23 protein-coding genes are annotated in these 16,938 nt (G+C 61.7%); 9 read left to right on the forward strand and 14 right to left on the reverse strand.

What is annotated here, in order from left to right:
* Positions 1 to 2: 2 nt before the first annotated feature.
* Positions 3 to 1,499 carry a glycerol kinase GlpK gene (gene glpK, locus JQC81_RS08480; protein ID WP_203271371.1) on the forward strand — a complete coding sequence of 499 codons (1,497 nt, stop codon included), beginning with the start codon at positions 3 to 5 and terminating at the stop codon, positions 1,497 to 1,499.
* Between the two features lie 137 nt (positions 1,500 to 1,636).
* Here glpK and JQC81_RS08485 read toward each other — a convergent pair whose 3' ends face one another.
* Positions 1,637 to 2,062 carry an HIT family protein gene (locus tag JQC81_RS08485; RefSeq protein ID WP_203271372.1) on the reverse strand — a complete coding sequence of 142 codons (426 nt, stop codon included), beginning with the start codon at positions 2,060 to 2,062 and terminating at the stop codon, positions 1,637 to 1,639.
* 429 nt (positions 2,063 to 2,491) lie between these two features.
* Here JQC81_RS08485 and JQC81_RS08490 point away from each other — a divergent pair, with 429 nt between their 5' ends.
* The gene (locus JQC81_RS08490; RefSeq protein ID WP_009494027.1) at positions 2,492 to 2,683 is read left to right on the forward strand and encodes a con-10 family general stress protein; all 192 of its coding nucleotides are present in this window, start codon (positions 2,492 to 2,494) and stop codon (positions 2,681 to 2,683) included.
* Between the two features lie 78 nt (positions 2,684 to 2,761).
* Here the strand turns inward: JQC81_RS08490 and JQC81_RS08495 are convergent, their stop codons facing one another.
* From JQC81_RS08495 to JQC81_RS08515, 5 genes are all read right to left on the reverse strand, one after another.
* A complete protein-coding gene (locus JQC81_RS08495; protein ID WP_203271373.1) occupies positions 2,762 to 3,313 on the reverse strand; it encodes a hypothetical protein in 552 nt (183 codons plus the stop codon).
* 28 nt (positions 3,314 to 3,341) lie between these two features.
* The gene (locus tag JQC81_RS08500; RefSeq protein ID WP_203271374.1) at positions 3,342 to 3,578 is read right to left on the reverse strand and encodes a hypothetical protein; all 237 of its coding nucleotides are present in this window, start codon (positions 3,576 to 3,578) and stop codon (positions 3,342 to 3,344) included.
* Between the two features lie 313 nt (positions 3,579 to 3,891).
* A complete protein-coding gene (locus JQC81_RS08505; RefSeq protein ID WP_203271375.1) occupies positions 3,892 to 4,647 on the reverse strand; it encodes a PRC-barrel domain-containing protein in 756 nt (251 codons plus the stop codon).
* Positions 4,648 to 5,005: 358 nt separating this feature from the next.
* Complete coding sequence (locus JQC81_RS08510; RefSeq protein WP_203271376.1) at positions 5,006 to 5,536, reverse strand: hypothetical protein; 531 nt, start codon at positions 5,534 to 5,536, stop codon at positions 5,006 to 5,008.
* A 303-nt stretch (positions 5,537 to 5,839) separates the two neighbouring features.
* Complete coding sequence (locus JQC81_RS08515) at positions 5,840 to 6,646, reverse strand: response regulator (protein ID WP_036347878.1); 807 nt, start codon at positions 6,644 to 6,646, stop codon at positions 5,840 to 5,842.
* A 108-nt stretch (positions 6,647 to 6,754) separates the two neighbouring features.
* On the opposite strand from JQC81_RS08515, the gene JQC81_RS08520 reads away from it, so the two are divergent.
* Positions 6,755 to 7,051, forward strand: coding sequence for a NepR family anti-sigma factor (locus JQC81_RS08520; RefSeq protein ID WP_246520309.1), 297 nt, complete (start codon positions 6,755 to 6,757; stop codon positions 7,049 to 7,051).
* Complete coding sequence (locus JQC81_RS08525; RefSeq protein ID WP_203271377.1) at positions 7,048 to 7,593, forward strand: sigma-70 family RNA polymerase sigma factor; 546 nt, start codon at positions 7,048 to 7,050, stop codon at positions 7,591 to 7,593. The genes JQC81_RS08520 and JQC81_RS08525 overlap by 4 nt, the downstream gene beginning before the upstream one ends.
* Before the next feature lie 81 nt (positions 7,594 to 7,674).
* On the opposite strand, the gene JQC81_RS08530 is transcribed toward JQC81_RS08525, so the two are convergent.
* Positions 7,675 to 7,848, reverse strand: a complete 174-nt coding sequence (locus tag JQC81_RS08530; protein WP_009494036.1) for a DUF1328 domain-containing protein — start codon at positions 7,846 to 7,848, stop codon at positions 7,675 to 7,677.
* 198 nt (positions 7,849 to 8,046) lie between these two features.
* Between JQC81_RS08530 and JQC81_RS08535 the strand changes: the two genes are divergently transcribed.
* On the forward strand, positions 8,047 to 8,250 hold the full coding sequence (locus tag JQC81_RS08535) for a hypothetical protein (protein WP_203271378.1): 204 nt from the start codon (positions 8,047 to 8,049) through the stop codon (positions 8,248 to 8,250).
* Positions 8,251 to 8,306: 56 nt separating this feature from the next.
* Here the strand turns inward: JQC81_RS08535 and JQC81_RS08540 are convergent, their stop codons facing one another.
* On the reverse strand, positions 8,307 to 9,167 hold the full coding sequence (locus JQC81_RS08540) for an SDR family oxidoreductase (RefSeq protein WP_203271379.1): 861 nt from the start codon (positions 9,165 to 9,167) through the stop codon (positions 8,307 to 8,309).
* Between the two features lie 129 nt (positions 9,168 to 9,296).
* Positions 9,297 to 10,628 (reverse strand): solute carrier family 23 protein, encoded by a 1,332-nt coding sequence (locus tag JQC81_RS08545; RefSeq protein ID WP_203271380.1) that lies wholly within the window; start codon positions 10,626 to 10,628, stop codon positions 9,297 to 9,299.
* Positions 10,629 to 10,804: 176 nt separating this feature from the next.
* Here JQC81_RS08545 and JQC81_RS08550 point away from each other — a divergent pair, with 176 nt between their 5' ends.
* Positions 10,805 to 11,824 (forward strand): alpha/beta hydrolase, encoded by a 1,020-nt coding sequence (locus JQC81_RS08550; RefSeq protein WP_203271381.1) that lies wholly within the window; start codon positions 10,805 to 10,807, stop codon positions 11,822 to 11,824.
* A 9-nt stretch (positions 11,825 to 11,833) separates the two neighbouring features.
* Here the strand turns inward: JQC81_RS08550 and JQC81_RS08555 are convergent, their stop codons facing one another.
* Positions 11,834 to 12,781: an NAD(P)/FAD-dependent oxidoreductase gene (locus tag JQC81_RS08555; protein WP_203271382.1), complete on the reverse strand. Its 948-nt coding sequence runs from the start codon at positions 12,779 to 12,781 to the stop codon at positions 11,834 to 11,836.
* 296 nt (positions 12,782 to 13,077) lie between these two features.
* On the opposite strand from JQC81_RS08555, the gene JQC81_RS08560 reads away from it, so the two are divergent.
* A complete protein-coding gene (locus JQC81_RS08560) occupies positions 13,078 to 13,653 on the forward strand; it encodes a hypothetical protein (protein ID WP_203271383.1) in 576 nt (191 codons plus the stop codon).
* Positions 13,654 to 13,664: 11 nt separating this feature from the next.
* Positions 13,665 to 14,042 (forward strand): HNH endonuclease signature motif containing protein, encoded by a 378-nt coding sequence (locus JQC81_RS34295; RefSeq protein WP_376772381.1) that lies wholly within the window; start codon positions 13,665 to 13,667, stop codon positions 14,040 to 14,042.
* A 76-nt stretch (positions 14,043 to 14,118) separates the two neighbouring features.
* Here JQC81_RS34295 and vapC read toward each other — a convergent pair whose 3' ends face one another.
* The 4 genes from vapC to JQC81_RS08585 all read right to left on the reverse strand — a co-directional run bounded on the left by vapC (position 14,119) and on the right by JQC81_RS08585 (position 15,943).
* Positions 14,119 to 14,532, reverse strand: a complete 414-nt coding sequence (gene vapC / locus JQC81_RS08570; RefSeq protein WP_203271385.1) for a type II toxin-antitoxin system tRNA(fMet)-specific endonuclease VapC — start codon at positions 14,530 to 14,532, stop codon at positions 14,119 to 14,121.
* Positions 14,532 to 14,750, reverse strand: a complete 219-nt coding sequence (locus JQC81_RS08575) for an antitoxin (protein ID WP_203271386.1) — start codon at positions 14,748 to 14,750, stop codon at positions 14,532 to 14,534. The genes vapC and JQC81_RS08575 overlap by 1 nt, the downstream gene beginning before the upstream one ends.
* A gap of 91 nt (positions 14,751 to 14,841) precedes the next feature.
* The gene (locus JQC81_RS08580) at positions 14,842 to 15,273 is read right to left on the reverse strand and encodes a hypothetical protein (protein ID WP_203271387.1); all 432 of its coding nucleotides are present in this window, start codon (positions 15,271 to 15,273) and stop codon (positions 14,842 to 14,844) included.
* A gap of 46 nt (positions 15,274 to 15,319) precedes the next feature.
* Positions 15,320 to 15,943 (reverse strand): hypothetical protein, encoded by a 624-nt coding sequence (locus tag JQC81_RS08585; protein WP_203271388.1) that lies wholly within the window; start codon positions 15,941 to 15,943, stop codon positions 15,320 to 15,322.
* Between the two features lie 768 nt (positions 15,944 to 16,711).
* Here JQC81_RS08585 and JQC81_RS32745 point away from each other — a divergent pair.
* The coding region (locus tag JQC81_RS32745) for a hypothetical protein (protein ID WP_210347109.1) at positions 16,712 to 16,938 on the forward strand (227 nt) is incomplete at its 3' end.

Below are 16,938 nucleotides of genomic sequence, written 5' to 3' on the forward strand. Positions count from 1 at the left end.
TCATGGCTCAATACGTCGGTGCCATCGATCAGGGCACGACCAGCTCGCGTTTCATCGTGTTCAACAAGGCCGGGAGCATCGTCTCGGTCGGGCAGAAGGAGCACGAGCAGATCTACCCCAGGCCCGGCTATGTGGAGCACGATGCGCTCGAGATCTGGCGCAACACGCAAGCCGTGATCCAGGAAGCCCTGGCGAAGAAAGGCCTCAAGCCGCAGGACCTCGCAGCCATCGGCATCACCAACCAGCGCGAGACGACGCTGATCTGGGACAGGCGCACCGGCAAGCCCCTCCACAATGCCCTCGTCTGGCAGGACACCCGCGTCGATCCGATCGTCGAGGAGTTCGCGAAGGATGGGGGCCACGATCGCCTGCGCGACAAGACGGGCCTGCCGCTGGCGAGCTACTTCTCCGGCCTCAAGCTGCGCTGGCTCCTCGACAACGTGCCCGGCGCCCGGGAGAAGGCCGCGACCGGCGATGTGCTGTTCGGCAATATCGACACCTGGCTGGTCTGGAACCTGACCGGCGGCGTCAATGGCGGCTGCCACATCACCGATGTGACCAATGCCAGCCGCACGCAGCTCATGAATCTGCGGACTCTCGACTGGGACGAGGAGATCCTGAGCCCCTTCAACATCCCGCGCGCCTGCCTGCCGCAGATCCGCTCGTCGAGCGAAGTGTATGGCGAGGCCACCGACAATCTCGCCGGCGTGCCGATTGCCGGCATTCTCGGCGACCAGCAGGCGGCGCTCGTGGGACAGGCCTGCTTTGAACAAGGCGAGGCCAAGAACACCTACGGCACCGGCTGCTTCATGCTGATGAACACCGGCGAGACCCCCTACCCGTCCAAATGCGGCCTCCTCACCACGGTGGGCTACCGTTTCGGCCAGGGAAAGGCTGTCTATGCCCTGGAGGGCTCCATCGCGATTGCCGGCGCCCTGGTGCAGTGGCTTCGCGACAATCTCGGCATGATCGAGAAGAGCTCCGATATCGAGACCCTCGCCCGCAGCGTCGAGGACAATGGCGGCGTCACCATCGTGCCGGCCTTCTCCGGCCTCTATGCACCGCATTGGAACTCGCATGCCCGCGGGCTCATCGGCGGCCTGACGCGCTACGCCACCAAGGCGCACATCGCCCGTGCAGCGCTGGAGGCGACGGCCTTCCAGACCCGCGAGGTGCTGGACGCCATGACCAAGGACGCCGGCATCACCGCCACGGAGCTGCGCACGGACGGGGGCATGGTGGTCAATGAGCTGCTGATGCAGTTCCAGGCGGACATCCTCGATGTGCCGGTGGTGCGCCCGAAGGTGATCGAGACCACGGCTCTCGGCGCCGCCTATGCGGCCGGTCTGGCGACGGGCTTCTGGAGCGGGACGGACGAGCTGGTGCAGAACTGGGCCGTGGACAAGCGCTGGACGCCCGCCATGGACGCCTCCCGCCGCGAGCGCCTGAACGCCCTCTGGAACAAGGCCGTGTCCCGCTCCCTCGACTGGACGGACTGATTCAGAGGCGTGAATCCTCCACGTTATCACCAGCCTCGTACCGGCCATCCCGATCAGGCAAGCGCAGCGCCTCACAGATCGAGATCACCGGCACAAGGCCGGTGATGACGTGGGGAGTGATCAGCGGAGCCGGCCGATCACGCGTCCGGCAGCGCAGCCCGGATCTTGTCGGCCATTCCCGCCAGGACCTCCGGCTTTTCCATTTGGCCAGTATGGGGCTTCAGTGCCACGCCCTCGAACCGGGGGATGACGTGGAAGTGGATATGGAACACCACCTGCCCGCCTGCGCTCTCATTGAACTGCTGGATCGTCAGGCCATCGGCCGAAAATGCAGCCTTGGTCGCCTTGCCGACGACCTGCACGGCCTTTGCGAGTTCCGCGAGATCGTCCGGATCGATGTCGAGAAGATTGCGCGCCTTCGCCTTGGGGATCACCAGCACATGCCCGTCGCCGCGGGGCATGACATCCATGAAGGCCAGGATCCGGTCCGTCTCATAGACCTTGTGGCACGGCAGCTCGCCGCGAAGGATTTTTGCGAACACGTTGTTGTCGTCGTAAGTCATCCTGTCTTCCATGCTTCACCATTTCTCCCGGAGCGCTCGGTCGCCGCGCTCTGTTCCTTATACGGGCGTAGGCGGCCGGATCTCCACCTTCTCACCCCGTGCAATCGTCAGTTCCCGTATGCCTTGAATTCGAATCGAGATCGTCGCCTGAATATTCAGCTCTCCATGACTTTCTCTTCAAGACTCGTCTATTGGCAAATATAGATGCCCTTCACCTCCTGTATCGAGGTAAGTACCTTCTTGGCTCTTATTCCTACAAACAAGATGTTGCCTTGTTTCGCTCACGCAAACATTTGCGCGAAGCACAACAATTCGTAGGAGCTGAATAATTTCGTAAAATTTTTTGCAAAGGTTGACCCTTCCCAACCGGAACCATCGAATCCGCGAGCGGTTGATGATGCACGAACACCACTCGATTAGGAGGCATAAATGGCAGGTGGTTCGACCTCGAAGCGTGGCTTCGCGTCGATGGATTCCGACCGGCAGCGTGAAATCGCCAGCAAGGGCGGCAAGAGCGTTCCCGCCGAGAAGCGGTCCTTCTCGCAGGATCGCGAACTCGCCTCGGAAGCCGGCCGCAAAGGCGGTCAGGCCTCGGGCAATACCCGCGGCAATCAGGAATAATCGTTTCGCCGATTGCAACAACCAAAGGGGCCGCTCAGCGGCCCCTTTACTTTTTTGGTGCTGTATTCAGTTGAATGATTACTGGTGCCGGAAGTTGAACTCGGCACGGGTCAGGGCGGCCTCCACCAGAACCTCCTCGGCCGCTCCGAGACCCATGATGGCCCGGAACTCGGGAAGGCTCGGGACCTCGAACGCAACGGCCCCGAGATCGATCTGCCGAACCAAATCGCCTGCTAGAGCAGACATGAAGTCGAGCGAGACAATCTCCAGATAGCGGGCTGCCTCGAGGGCCACCCCCGACGCATGGTCGCGCGAGGCTCCAATCAGCGTCAAAAGGCAGTATTCGTCCAGGCTTCCATACCTGGATCCGACCGGCCTGTGGACGAACGGGCGCCCACGCTGCCGCGTCATGGCAAAGGCCAGAAGAAGCGCGTCCGAGACGATCCCCTTCGCGGTCTCAGGCTGGGTATAGGTTGCCAGCGCCTGCTCGGGACCATCGAGCATGGCCAGATCATACTGGTCCTCGAGACGGTTCAGGGAACGGAACACGTCGATGACCGGCACGGTGCTCGGATGGAGTAAAATCGCTACCGGGTTGGTTGCGGACGGATATGACAGGGCGTCAACCATAAACAGAAAACCTTGAAGTGCCGATCATTCAGAGCCCGGGGCTTCCTCCGGTCGGCAGGACATGGGGCCAAGCCGGAACGACAAGATGCCGCCTCAGCATCAGGGGGCAGGTCACCTCATCCTGGTGATAGACCGGGATGATGCCACTGAGCATGGACGCCACGGATGGCTTATCCCTGGCGGAGGAACTCGAGGTCAGCCGGGAAAACTCGTCCGGCAACTCCTCCTGGCACAAGACGGCATCCAGCTCATTCGTCGCAGTCATGATGTCCTCCGCATCGTCCTTGAAACGGCAACGTATGCCTCGGACTCCCGGTTCCTTGTGCGTCAACAAGTCCGGAGGCGGCGGCGGTACAGGCTGAGTGGACGGCGGAAATTTTTTGCTGTCTTGCGGAACCGAGGTGTCTGCTCGTTGTTATGTCCATAACCGGTCCGAATGCCCCCTTGGACTGGCACCTTTGAGGCGCAGCCATTGGCTGCGCCTTTTATTTTGCTCAACGCCCCCTGGCTTTCTGCAGGCATGAAAACGGCGCCTGGATTTCCCCAGGCGCCGCATCGTCTCTCAACCGAGTGAAAGATTACTGCTTCGGAGCCGTCGTGGTGCCCGCCGGGCTGGCGGAGCCGGTGCTCGAGTTGTTGGCGTTGTCGCCGTCATCGTCGAACGCCGGAGCAGCCTGAAGCTGATCCTTCGTCATGCGCAGAACCACGCGCTCAGGCTGGTTCTGGTTGCTCGAAGTGTTACTGGCCGTCATGTTGGAAGTGCCGGCCGTGCCTGCACCCGTAGTGGCGGTGTTGCCCGTCGTGGTGGTCGTGCCCGTCGTGGAGCCCGTGGTCGCCACGTTGTTGTTGCTGCCAGCGTTGTTGTTGTTCATGGCCTGGGCCTGCTGGGCGTTCATGAACTCGAGCGCATTGAACGGAACGGCCACATCCTTCTCACCGATGCCCAGGAAGCCGCCGACGCCGACCACGGCCGCCATGATCTGGCCGTTACGGTCCATGATCACATCGTTGATGTCACCGATCGACTCGTTGTTGGCGCCAATCACGCGGGTGCCGATCAGATCGGACGCCATCATCTGATTGGCTTCCATCTTGGTCATGAACTGACCCTGCATGCCGCCGCTCTGGCTCATGGTGGACGAGGACTGGCTCATCGTCGACGAAGAACCAGAGGCGCCGGGCTGCATGGCCGGGGAGCCGGTCGTGGTGGTGCCGGTGCCCGAGGCGGCCGGACGATCGGTCGGAGCCGAGGGAGTGGTGGAGGTCTGTGCAAGGGCGGGCGCAGCCGCGAAAGCCGTCACTACAAGGCAAGCTGCCATATGCTTCTTCAGCATTGCTTATTTCTCCTGAGGGTACATTAAATCGCGTTAAGCGCCAAAGTGCGCGAGGGTTAAACGCTCAGCCTGAGCAACCGTTCCGAACATTGTCTTATTCAAGGCAATGTGAATGGCCCGTTTAACATTCCAACACAATGTGAATACTTCTCAATATTTTTGAGATAACAAAAGCTTCTTTGCCGTCTCTCGTGAGAAGCAGCAACGTCGGGTCCGATAATAAAAACCGTTGCCGGGAGAATTGGTTCCTGCGCGGACCGGCCAAGATCCGGCATGAGGATCCTGGTCGCTGCAGCGCCTGTCTCATGAATGCTCTTGGTTGCGTTCTGTAAGCGTGGGCCTCGCTCGCCCGAGCCGGTCAGGACAGAGACTGCTGGAGCAGCGCCAAGCAGAGGCTCGGCATCCGGTCGGCGCTGGCCTTAGCCAGGGGACTGACATCGCCGAAGCAGCCGACGGGCTTGCGCGTCTTCTGCTTCTGCTCGCTGGGAGCCTCATTGCCCTCCCGTCGGCTGACGGGATGCTGGATTGCGGGCGTCTGCACGTTTTCCTTAAGAGTGACCACCGGCAGATCCGTATCCCGGGCGTAGATGGTGGTGCCTGCGTGAGGGTCGGACTTGTAGAGCACCTTCCCGTCCCGGTCGCGCAGGATCACCGTCGCCTGTGCAACACCCACGAGCTCGACGATCGACACGCTTGCTGGATTAGCGCTCGGAACGGGGGCCATCATGCGGTCTCCCTTGGCGGGAGTGTTCAAGCGCTGGGGCAGCCCAGCATCAACCAGAACTTCGGATTGGGCCTGATGCGATATGTTAAAGGATGCGGGAACGAAGCTTCCGGCAACGAAGAAAATTCCAGCCAGTCCTACGAGTGCCACAGGGATACGGAACATCCCTCTCTCCTGCTCTTCAACCTCAGCGTTTCAAATTTCAACGCGACCACATCTTTGATGTTCCTGCATCCTTACGTAGGAGAGGAGAATAAAAAGAGGGATAAAAAGCCTGGAACCTTTGTTTTCGGTAGGACGTTCTTAAGGTACCGGCCTCCTGGTCCTCCCCGCATTCCCCTTGTGCATTGGCCGGCACCTTAGACGGGCTTTAGAGCCCGTCTTTTTTTGCGCCCAATACATCAGCACAAAAGAATAGCCCGGCCTTTAAGCCGGGCTATTACTATTCGGGCTGGTATCCGTTTGGTCTTATGCCGTCGCCGCGCGAGCCTCGCGCCGACGGGCGCTCTGCTGGAAGAACAGCGCCTGGCTGATGACCGCAGACACATTCGCGGGCTGGAACGGCTTGGCGATCAGGAAGGCCGGCTCAGGGCGCTCGCCCGTGAGGAACCGCTCCGGATAGGCCGTGATGAAGATGACCGGGACCTCGAAGGATTTAAGGAGGTCGTTCACCGCATCGAGACCGGAGCTTCCGTCCGCCAGCTGGATGTCCGCGAGGATCAGCCCGGGCTGCTTGGCGGCGGCCAGCTTGACGGCCTCCGTCCGCGTACGGGCGACGCCGGTGACGTTGTGCCCCAAGCCTTCGACGAGGGCCTCGAGGTCCATGGCGATCAGAGGCTCATCCTCGATGATGAGGATGTCGGTGGCCATGTCGGCCGCAAGCTCGCGGCCCGCTTCGTCGACGAGGTCACGCACGGTCCGCGTGTCGACATCGAGGATCTGGCCGACCTCCTCTTCTCCGAAGCCTTCAAGGCAGGAGAGAAGGAAAGCCTGACGGGGAAGAGGTGTGATCTGCCCGAGCCGAACCTCGGCCGGCAGGTCGCGCTGGATCTGCTCGCTCCGGCCGTTCACCGACAGAGAATTCCAGATCCGCGTGAACACCTGGAAGAGCTCGACCTTCACGTTTCCGGAAGGGCCGATGGTCTCAGGCTCGCTCACGAGCGTCTCAAGAGTGGCAGCCACATAGGCGTCCCCAGCCATCTGGCTGCCTGTGAGAGCGCGCGCGTAGCGACGAAGGTATGGTAAGTGCTGGACGACAAGCTGGGCTGTCGACATTCGCTTCCCCTTAACTGTGCTTTTGACTCGTTGTACCGATGGTTCGTTCAACGCGGCAAAGCTGCAAAAGTTCCGCAGCTTGGGAACCGGGCGCAGCAATGAGCGTTATTGCTCGAAAACGAATATATGGATACTGCCAAGGTTGGCTACCCCGGACAAATGAGGGGTGGCAAGGGGACTAATATGACGGTTGATAAGGGGAACAAGCTCGCTCGGGCCAGTCTCGACAATGGCTCCGGCGAAAAGCTTGCAACCGATCCTAAACTTGACAGCGGCAGCCAGAAACGGATCGGCGACCAACTCCGCGCCATGTACGACGAGCTCATGCAGCAGCCCGTTCCGGATCGTTTCAGGGATCTGCTCGACCAGTTGGACAAGAGCGGGCAAAAGGGTGGGTCTCAATGACCCTTGAGCCGGAGCCCGAGTTACGGGAGGCTCTTCTCGCGGCGGTCCCCAGCCTCCGCGCCTTTGCGATCTCACTTTCAGGCCAGGTCGACAGAGCTGATGACCTCGTCCAGGATACGCTCCTGCGAGCCCTCTCCAACCTGCATCGGTTCGAACCCGGCACGAACCTGAATGCCTGGCTCTTCACCATCCTGCGCAATCTCTTCCACTCCGAATACAGAAAGCGGCGCCGCGAGGTCGAGGATCCCGACGGATCCTATGCCGGACGGCTGAAGGCTCAGCCCGAGCAAGGCTCCCATCTGGATTTCGAGGATTTCCGCAGCGCCCTCTCCCAGCTTCCTTCCGACCAGCGCGAAGCCCTTCTGCTGGTGGGAGCATCGGGCTTTTCCTATGAGGAAGCCGCAAACATCTGCGGCTGTGCCGTCGGCACCATCAAGAGCCGCGTCAACCGGGCACGCCAGCGCCTCGCTTTGCTTCTGAATGTCGACGATATCGATGATCTTGGCCCTGACAGCATGACACGAGCGGCTCTGCAGGGCTGACGCAGGAAACTCCACAATGTCCTGAATGACAAACGCCGCCCTTCGAGGGCGGCGTTCGATGTCAGGTATGCCGTAGCGGCATCACATCGGGCTGCGTCCGCGCAGCAGGCCGATGACGGCGGAGATGGCGAAGAGCACGATCGCAACGAAGAAAATCAGCTTCGCGATTTCGACGGCGGTGCCGGCGATGCCGCCGAAGCCGAACAGGGCTGCGACGAGAGCGATGATGAGAAAAGTGACTGCCCAACCGAGCATGGTGTTACCTCGCTAAACATGACAATCGACTGTAAGCCGACGATGTTCAAACAACGCCAAGCGCGACTGTAAGGTTCCGCCTTCTGCAAATTCTTGGACCTGTTCATCAGTCGTTCAAAAGTAATCTTTCAGGCTTTTATTCGCATGGAACCCGACTTACCCCAGCACGTTTTCAAGAACACTTGGGAGAGATGACCAATGAATCGTTCGGTTGCCCTTCGCGCACTTTTCATCTTTGCAGTTGTTACTGCCTTTGCTGCGATCACCGGGATGGCTTCCCAAGTTGAGATCGCGGAAGTGCTGTTTCTGATCGGCGGCTCCCTCTCGGCGGTCATGCTGCTCTTCGTTCTGATGACGCCTGCGCAAAGCCCGGTTCCGGTGCGCGTGCGCCGCAGACGCTGATCTCCTGCCCAGCACCCCAAGGAATTAGGCGGCTCCTTTGAGCCGCCCTTCTTGTTTCAGGCCTCTGTGGGATCACCGCCGTTCGGGTGCAAAACCGAACCTGTGATGTAAGAGGAATCCTCGGACGCCAGGAACAGGTAGGACGGCGCCACCTCGTTCGGCTGGCCAGGGCGCTTCATGGGCGTGTTGGCACCGAACTGCTTCACCTTTTCGGCCGGGAAGGTCGAAGGGATCAGCGGCGTCCAGATCGGTCCCGGCGCCACGCCGTTCACGCGAATGCCCTCGCCCGCGAGCTTCTGCGCCAATGACCGCGTGAAGGCCACGATAGCCCCCTTGGTGGCGCTGTAGTCGAGAAGCTCGGAGCTGCCGCGATAGGCGGTGACCGACGTGGTGTTGATGATCGCAGCACCCTTCTTGAGGTGGGGCATGGCCGCCTGCACCATGTAGAAGTAGCCGAAGATGTTGGTGCGGAAGGTGCGGTCGATCTGCTCGGGCGTGATCTCCTCAATCTCCTTTTTCGGGTGCTGCTCGGCCGCGTTGTTGACCAGCACGTCGAGCTTGCCGAAGCGCTGGATCACCTGATCCACCGCCGAGCGGCAGAAGCCGGGATCGCCCACATCGCCTGCAATCGTCAGGCAGGAGCGCCCTTCCCTCTCCACAAGACGCTTCGTCTCCTGCGCGTCTTCGTTCTCGTTCAGATACATGATCGCGAGATCGGCGCCCTCGCGGGCGAACAGAACGGCCGTCGCGCGCCCGATGCCGCTGTCGCCGCCGGTGATGAGGGCGACCTTGCCCTGCAGCCGGTTGCTGCCCGGGTAACGCGGGTCGTAATCGGGCCGCGGGTTCATCTCGGTCTCGTGGCCGGGCTGCTGGTCCTGAACCTGAGGCGGCAGGGTCTGTTTCTGGTCGGAGCTCATGCTGACATCCCTTGTGCGAAGAGGATGCGAGCCTCCTGGCGACCCTCGTGGAAAGGCCGGACCATACGAAGAAGCCCGCGTTGAAGCTCAACGCGGGCTCGAAAAGCGTGTTCCTGGGAAAGCCGAATGCTAGTGCACGGTCTCGGTGCGGTCTGCCGTGCCCGATGCCATGTTCAGGAGATGGTACAGGATGATGGCCCCGAAGGTTGCCGTCCCGATGCCGTCGAGGGTGAAGCCTGCCACGTTCAGCTTGAAGTTGCCGGCGCCCAGAACCAACGCCACCGCGACCGTGATCAGGTTGCGCGGGTTCGAGAAATCGACCCTGTTCTCTACCCAGATCCGCCCGGCCGTCGCGGCAATGAGGCCGAACACCACGATGGAGAGGCCGCCGAGCACGGGCCCGGGGATCGTACCGATGAAGGCGCCGAACTTGGGCGAAAGACCGAGCAGCAGCGCGAAGGCCGCGGCGATGAGGAAGACCAGGGTGGAATAGATGCGGGTCACGGCCATCACGCCCATGTTCTCGGCATAAGTGGTCATGCCCGTGCCGCCGGCCGCACCCGACAACATGGTGGCGACACCGTCGCCCATGAAGGCCCGGCCGAGATACGGGTCGAGGTTGCGGCCCGTCATGGCGCCGATGGCCTTGATGTGCCCGAGGTTCTCAGCCACCAGGATCACGGCCACCGGGGCGATCAGGCTCATGGCGCGCATGTCGAAAACGGGACTCTGGAAGGACGGCAGGCCGAACCAAGCTGCCGCGCCGATCTTCGAGAAATCGATCGCTTGGCCGAGTCCCAGCAGGTTCGCGCAGATGAAGTAGATCAGGTAGCCGAGCACGCCGCCGATCAGCACCGGCAGGCGGCGCCATATGCCCGGCGCGTAAACCGCCATGAGACCGACCGCCACGACGGTAGCAAGCGCAATCCACCGGGCGAAGTCGCTGCCGTTCTGGTTATCGGGAGTGATGCCGGAGGCGCTGTTGATCGCAATCGGCGCGAGCACGAGGCCGATAGCGGCCACGATGGCACCCGTGACCACCGGCGGCATCAGGCGCTCGATCCAGCGGTGTCCCGCCAGCTGCACCACGAGGCCGATGAGGAAGTAGAGCGCGCCGGCCGCGATGATGCCGCCGAGCGCAAGGGGAATGTTGGGATTGGGGCTGCCGACACTCGCGCCGGTGGCGACGAGGACGGGACCGATGAAGGCGAAGCTCGAGCCGAGGTAGCTCGGCACTCGGCCGCCGACCACGAAGAAGAAGATCAGCGTCGCGATGCCCGAGAACAGGATCGAGACGTTCGGATCGAAGCCCATCAGGATCGGGGCCAGCACGGTCGCGCCGAACATGGCCACCACATGCTGCAGGCCGACCACCACCATCTGGCCGGTCGGCAGCCGCTCGTCCGGCATGACGAGCCCTTCGGTCTTCAGGCTCCACCGCGGCAGGAAACCATCGCTCATTTTTGCACCCCCAAGTATGACATCAATGTCTGACACCTGGGGCTGCACCGTAGACTTAGCTCCTGTGGAATGGCTAGGTGCGGTAAGGACTTATTAACCGGCGCGATGCCCCAGATCCTGGACAAGTGCCGTTTCAACGGGCAAATCTCGGACAATAAGCCTCACGAGGGATCAGGATGCGCAAGAACCATGATGTACCGGCAGGAACGGTGCACGGCCTCTGGATCGAGAGCGATTGCCTGAAAGACAACCTGCTCGGTGATCCCTCCCGGCGCCGGGTCGATGTTTATGTGCCGGCCGGCCACGATGGCCGCGATCTTCCCCTCCTCGTTGACCTCGTCGGCTACACGGCCGGGGGGCCTGCGCATACCAACTGGAAGAACTACGGCGAGAATGTCCCTGAGCGACTCGACCGGCTGATCGGCACCGGCGCCATGCCGCCGGTCGTGGTGGCCTTCCCCGACTGCTTCACACGCCTTGGCGGCAACCAATATGTCGACAGCGCCGCCATGGGGCTCTGGGAGACCTTCCTGATCCGCGAGATGCTGCCCTTCGTCGAGGGGCGCTTCGGGTGCGGCGGAGACGGGCGCCGTGGCGTGTTCGGCAAGAGTTCGGGCGGCTATGGCAGCATGGTGCATGCGCTCCGCCATGGCGGCTCGGTGTGGTCGGCGGCCGCCTCGCACTCGGGGGATGTGGGTTTCGAGTACCTTTATCACCTGGGCGAGTTCGCCGGAGCGCTCCGCCATCTGGTGGATCATGGCATGTCCATCGAGGCCTTCATGCGCAAGTTCGAAACGGGGCCCAAGGCGAAGGACAAGGACTGGCACACCCTGATGCTGCTTGCCCAGGCGGCGAGCTTCGATCCCGACCCGAGCCAGTTCTACGGCATCCGCCTGCCGGTGGATCTCGAGACCTGCGAGATCATCGAGGAGCGCTGGGCCAACTGGCTTCGCTGGGATCCGTTGCGGATGGTGGACGACGCGCAGCAGCAGGCGAACCTGCGCAAGTTGAAGGCCTTCTACATCGATTGCGGCGACATCGACCAGTACAACATGGTCTACGGCTCGCGGATCATGCGCCGGAAGCTTGAGGCCGCGGGCATCCCCCATACCTATGAGGAATTCCACGACGACCACTCCTCCGTCGATTATCGCATGGATGTCAGCCTGTCGCTCCTGGCGAAGGCGCTCACTTAAGGTCGGCGCTTACGTGCCGCCGGGCTCGTCCTCGGTGGGCAGTTCGCAATGGTTGTGAATGTGGGCGGCGGCGAAGGCCGCATGGCCCATGCCGACGACGATCTGGTCGAGCCCCCGCACGATGTCACCGGCCGCGTAGAGGCCTTTGACAGTGGTCTGGCAATGGCTGTCGACGATCAGGCTGCCCGTCGGGTCGTGCTCGGCGCCCAAGGCGATGGCGAGGTCCGAGCGGTACTTGAGGCCGAGCGCCGAATAAAGCACGTCGAAGCGGTGCTCCTTGCCGGCCACGTTTACAGCGGAGATCCGGTCGTTCTCCATGGCGAGTGCCTCGACCGGGGCTTCGACCACCTTAATCCCGTGCTCGTCGAGCCTCCCCTGCTGCTCCGGGTCGAGCTCCAGACGCTGCCCCAAGGTCAGGAGCGTCACATCCCGCGAATAGGTGCGGGCGATGAAGACTGCCTCCCCTATGCCGTGGGCACCGAAGGCAATGACGGCGATCTTCTGGTCGCGGGACTCGTAGCCGTCGCAGATCGGGCAATAGCGGACGAGGCCGCGCTGGACCGCATTGGGAACGTCCGGCAGGTCGGGCTCGATGTCAACCGCTCCCGTGGCGAGCACCACCCGGCGCGCGGCGATCTGACTGGTGGATCCGTCATTCCCTTCCACCACCGCGATGAAACGGTCGGGCTGCTTGCTCAAGCCTGTGATCCGCCCGGCCTGGATCGCGAACCCGTACTGCTCGAGATTGGTCCGGGCCCGGGCCAGGATGTCCTTGCCGGAAATCCCTTCTGCGAACATGGGGATGTTATGGCTCGTCGGGATCCAGGCCGCCCGGGGCGTCCCGCTGTCAACCACCGCAAACCGGCGCTTGAAGCGGGCCAGATACAACGCCGTCGTCAGCCCCGCCGGCCCACCGCCGACGATCAGGCAGTCCAGAATATCCCCATTGGTCGCCATGCCTCTCCGATCCTCCCGCCGGTGTCACAGGAGGCACAACACCCGAAACGGGGAAAAGGTCGGGTGGGTTGAGGCATTGCAGCATGTGGCGTCCGTGGATCAACCACGACGGAGGTATTTGGCTTCGTTCTGCCAAAAATGATCTGCGATTTCTCGGCGTGGGATTACGAGATCAGACACCCAGAGGCTGAAAGGCAGAAGCACCCAACGGTTCAAGGGAACCTTTCACTCCAACAGAAGTTGACCTAACGCAAATTAACGTTATATCGTTAGTTTACTGTTTGGGAGTTCTTCGCATGACTGATGATCGAGATCGATCCACTCATCCCTTATATCTACATGCTGACCTCCGTTATGCCATCCACTCGGCTCGCGCCGTTGTTGAGGCTCTGATCGCCCGTGACAGCAACGCCGCCGAGGAAGCGGCTCTGCGTACATGCCGTGATTGCGATCTCCTGATCCGCCTGATCCGGGAGCTTGCGCTGCTGCTACGGGATCCGCTCAATCAGCGATTCGGACTGGATCCCGTCATGACGGCGGCTCTCGTCCGCCGCGCAGACCGCGTGCTTGCCCTTGTTGACGCTTCGCCGTCACGTAACCTGCCTTCGGTCACGTCGGACCGCGGCCAAGACGGCGAAACAGTTCAGGCTCGTCAGCCGTGCGGTGCCCCCTCTGGAAGCCAGACCCTCAAGGGCGAGTTGCTGTCCGCCCCTCATGACCTCCCAGGGCTCACCGTCGCCTCAATCGGGCTGCGGGTTCGGCTCGTTCCGTATGAGATTGATGGCAGCACTAGCCCTCGAGCCGAAGAGCGGAAGGACAGCGCGTCTGCACCGGCGGTGGACAAAGCCCCTCCTGATGCCATCAGCGACTGAGGGTCGGGGGCATGCCTCTTGTTGAACCATCAGAACTTGGGACGACCCGAAGGTCTCGGCTCTCGCCACGGGTGCGCCTTGCCATTTGGGAAAGGGCTAAAGGGATCTGCGTCCTGTGTGATCGGCGCATTGATGGTGTCCGGGAACGCTGGATCATCGAGCACATTCGGGCGCTGGAATTGGGAGGCGCGGACGAGCCCGACAACATGGGCCCTGCGCACGAAACGTGTGCAGCTGCCAAGACACGCAACGACCATCATCGTTCCGCCAAAGCCAAACGGCAGAAGATCCGCCATCTGGGCGCTGCGAAGACCAAACGCCCCCTCCCCTGCGGTAGACAGAGCCGCTGGAAGAAGAAGGTCGACGGTACCGTCGTGCCACGGAAGTAACTCTCCGCCTCATCGACAAGTGCGCCCGCCGCAATCCCACGAGCGCAGCGGCAATCCCAGGCCCAACCAAGAGCATTTATCCCTTGGCCCAGTTTTCGATTGTGAGGCCATCCACCCGCTGAAACTCGTTCTCGTTGTTGGTAACCAGGATCATCTTGAGGCGCTTGGCATGGGCGGCGATCCAGAGATCGTTGTTGCCAATCAGTTCGCCGCGAGCGGCCAGATCGGATCGGATGGCTCCATAGGTCTCGGCCACATCAACGGCCATCGGCATGACCGGGATCAGCGCTATCAGCTCTTCCAAGATCATCATGGCTCTGTGGGGATCTAGGCTTTTCCGAACCCCATGGGCCAGCTCCCCGTAGGTTATGACTGAAATCGCCGTCGAGCCGGGAGGCAGTATCTTGAACCGCTCCATGACAGCTTGCGGCCGCTCCCGGCGGATGTAGATGCAGATGTTGGTGTCGAGGAGGTGACGGGGTTGAGCCATCAGAGGCCTTCGCGCTCCTGCGGTGGGCCATCCTCGCGCTCGATATCCGGAAGATCACACAGCAGCTCGAACGCACGGGCCAAACTTTTGGGTTTCTCCCGCAGGACAATTTCGTCGCCCCGCCGATAGATCTCGACCTTGTCGCTCGTCAGCCGAAACTGCTTGGGCAGTCTGACGGCTTGACTGTTGCCGGACCGGAAAACCTTTGCGGTCGCCATCCCTGATCTCCGTATATACATCTGTGTACATACTATACTGCTCAAAGTTCAAGGGAAGCCTCTTGCTCGTCGAAAGCCTCATGCGCCGGGCCTAACGTGAGGGATCATTCCGCACAGCGGCTCGTACCTCATTCAGGGCGCGGATCGCTGTACGGCGCTGGGACAGCGCCCGGCGCTCGTACCGATCCAGCCGGTCAAGACTCTTTCCAAACATTTCGATCCCGCACTCTACCACGCTCATGTTGCGGAACAGAATGTCGAAGAAAGTGGCCTTCATCTGCCGGACCCTGATCACACTGATGGATGCCTCAGCCACGCGAGCGGCTGCGTCAAGGATGCCGGGATTGTTCTCTGTCTCACCGGCGATGAGGCGTGCCAAACGTGCCACCTCGCATGACCATTCCGGGCTGGCTGAGACGGGAATGGCAAGGCCATGCTTCCAGGCATTGAGACGGGACTGGGCCTTGCCTGTGGCAGAGCGCGGCCCGGTGCTGCGCTGGGCGTTGGCCCGGTTGGCGGACATTTTTCGCGGCGAAGACATGCTGCCCGACTGTAGCGACAAAGGGCGCTTAGCTGACGTCGATGACGTCATCAGCGATCATCCGGGAGCGCCGCCCACCTCCCTCCCGGTACCGCTCGAGGTCACTGATCCCCCGACTGCGGCGCGCGTCGATCCCCGCGATCATGCGTTCGATACGCTCGATCGCGTCCATGTGGAATGCAAAGGCCCGCGCTGTCATTTCGTCTGCATCCAGTCCATGTTTGGCGAGGAGTCCGTCGATGTGAGTGACGGCTTGGTGAAGGCCGCGAGCATAGCAAGCCACGAGAGACGGTAGGCTGTATTTGACTCCGTCGATCACGTCCGCTTCCGGGATGGCTTGCAGTTGCTCCTCCAGCGCGTCTTGAGCGCCCCGGGTCAGAAGGGTAACCTTGAGCCGCCGCAAGCGCTGGGTCTCCCATGTGAGGTCCGTAATGTCCTTGACCCACATGGCTTCGATGACGTCGGTGGGCTTGAGGGCCACTGTGACCCTGGACAACAGATCATCGTACTCGGCCTCGTCCTCGCCCCAGGCCAGAGGACGCTTGGCAAAGAGGGAGCCAAGGTGGACAGGATGAACCAGAAGATGGTCAGGCTTGGACCGCCGCGACGATCGGCGCGTCTTCGCGGAGCGAGAACCGGCGGTGTGCGTCATCGAACCATATCCTTTGCAGAAGCCCGGGGCACGCGGGTGATGCCGGCCCAGGCTGGTAGAGTGTCAGCAGGCATTTGGCCGGAGAACTCATCTGCCGGCCAAGGCCCCCTTAAGCAGCCTACGCAGGTGACCTTTCCGCGAGGTTGTCAGATCGGGTGTCCGGTTCTCGTGAGATCCGGCAGCAGGGATGGGGCCATCGCCACCGTTGTCGCACCTCCGGCGGGGATCAGGACGGTCTCCGGTATGGTGCTGAGATCTCCCGTGAACTTCTCAGGGCGCGCCCAGCCGTGCCTCGGCTTAATGCGGTTCTCTTTCCCTATCCGATCACAGGAGTGAGCGCTCATGCCGTTTGTGGAGCGGGAGGATGCGGCCCGACGCCGTGATGGAAGCTGATGCCGCGGTGCAGGTTGTGGGGGTGGAAACGAACCACTGGGCGCTGTGTGTGTCAGCATTCCAGTGATGGCGTCCGGGAGCGCTGGATTGCCAAGCACATTTGGGTGCTGGAGTTGGGTGGAGCGGATGACTTGGGGACCATCGGCCCGATGCATGCGGCCTACGGCTTTGTCAAAACACGGGATAATCATCGCGGGGCGGCCAATACCATACGGCCGATGATCCAGCACACCGGGGCACCGGTTTCGCGGAAGGGCTGCGGTTTGTGAAAGGCAGCCGGTAGGATCGAACAAACTCCGGTCAGCTTGCCCCCGGTTGACAAGCGCAACATGCACGGGCGTGCGAAGCAGAGGAGCCAAGAAACTGCGGATTTGGATGAGTAAAGCAGGCTATCCAACAGGGCGGAAAAACGGCATCACCCCTCAGCCCCTGCTTTCGCATGAGCGTAAATGGCGACAGGGCGGGGATCTCAGTTTGGAGCCCCACCCTGTCATACAACGATCTTGTCAGCCCTTACCCGATGATGCTGTCACCGAATGCCTGGCGGCCTTCGTAGATGCCGAACTTCAGGTAGTGCGCCAGCGGGTTGATGTTGGCCTGCG

Origin of the sequence: Microvirga arabica, from assembly GCF_016811235.1 — a bacterium.
Lineage (GTDB): Bacteria > Pseudomonadota > Alphaproteobacteria > Rhizobiales > Beijerinckiaceae > Microvirga > Microvirga arabica.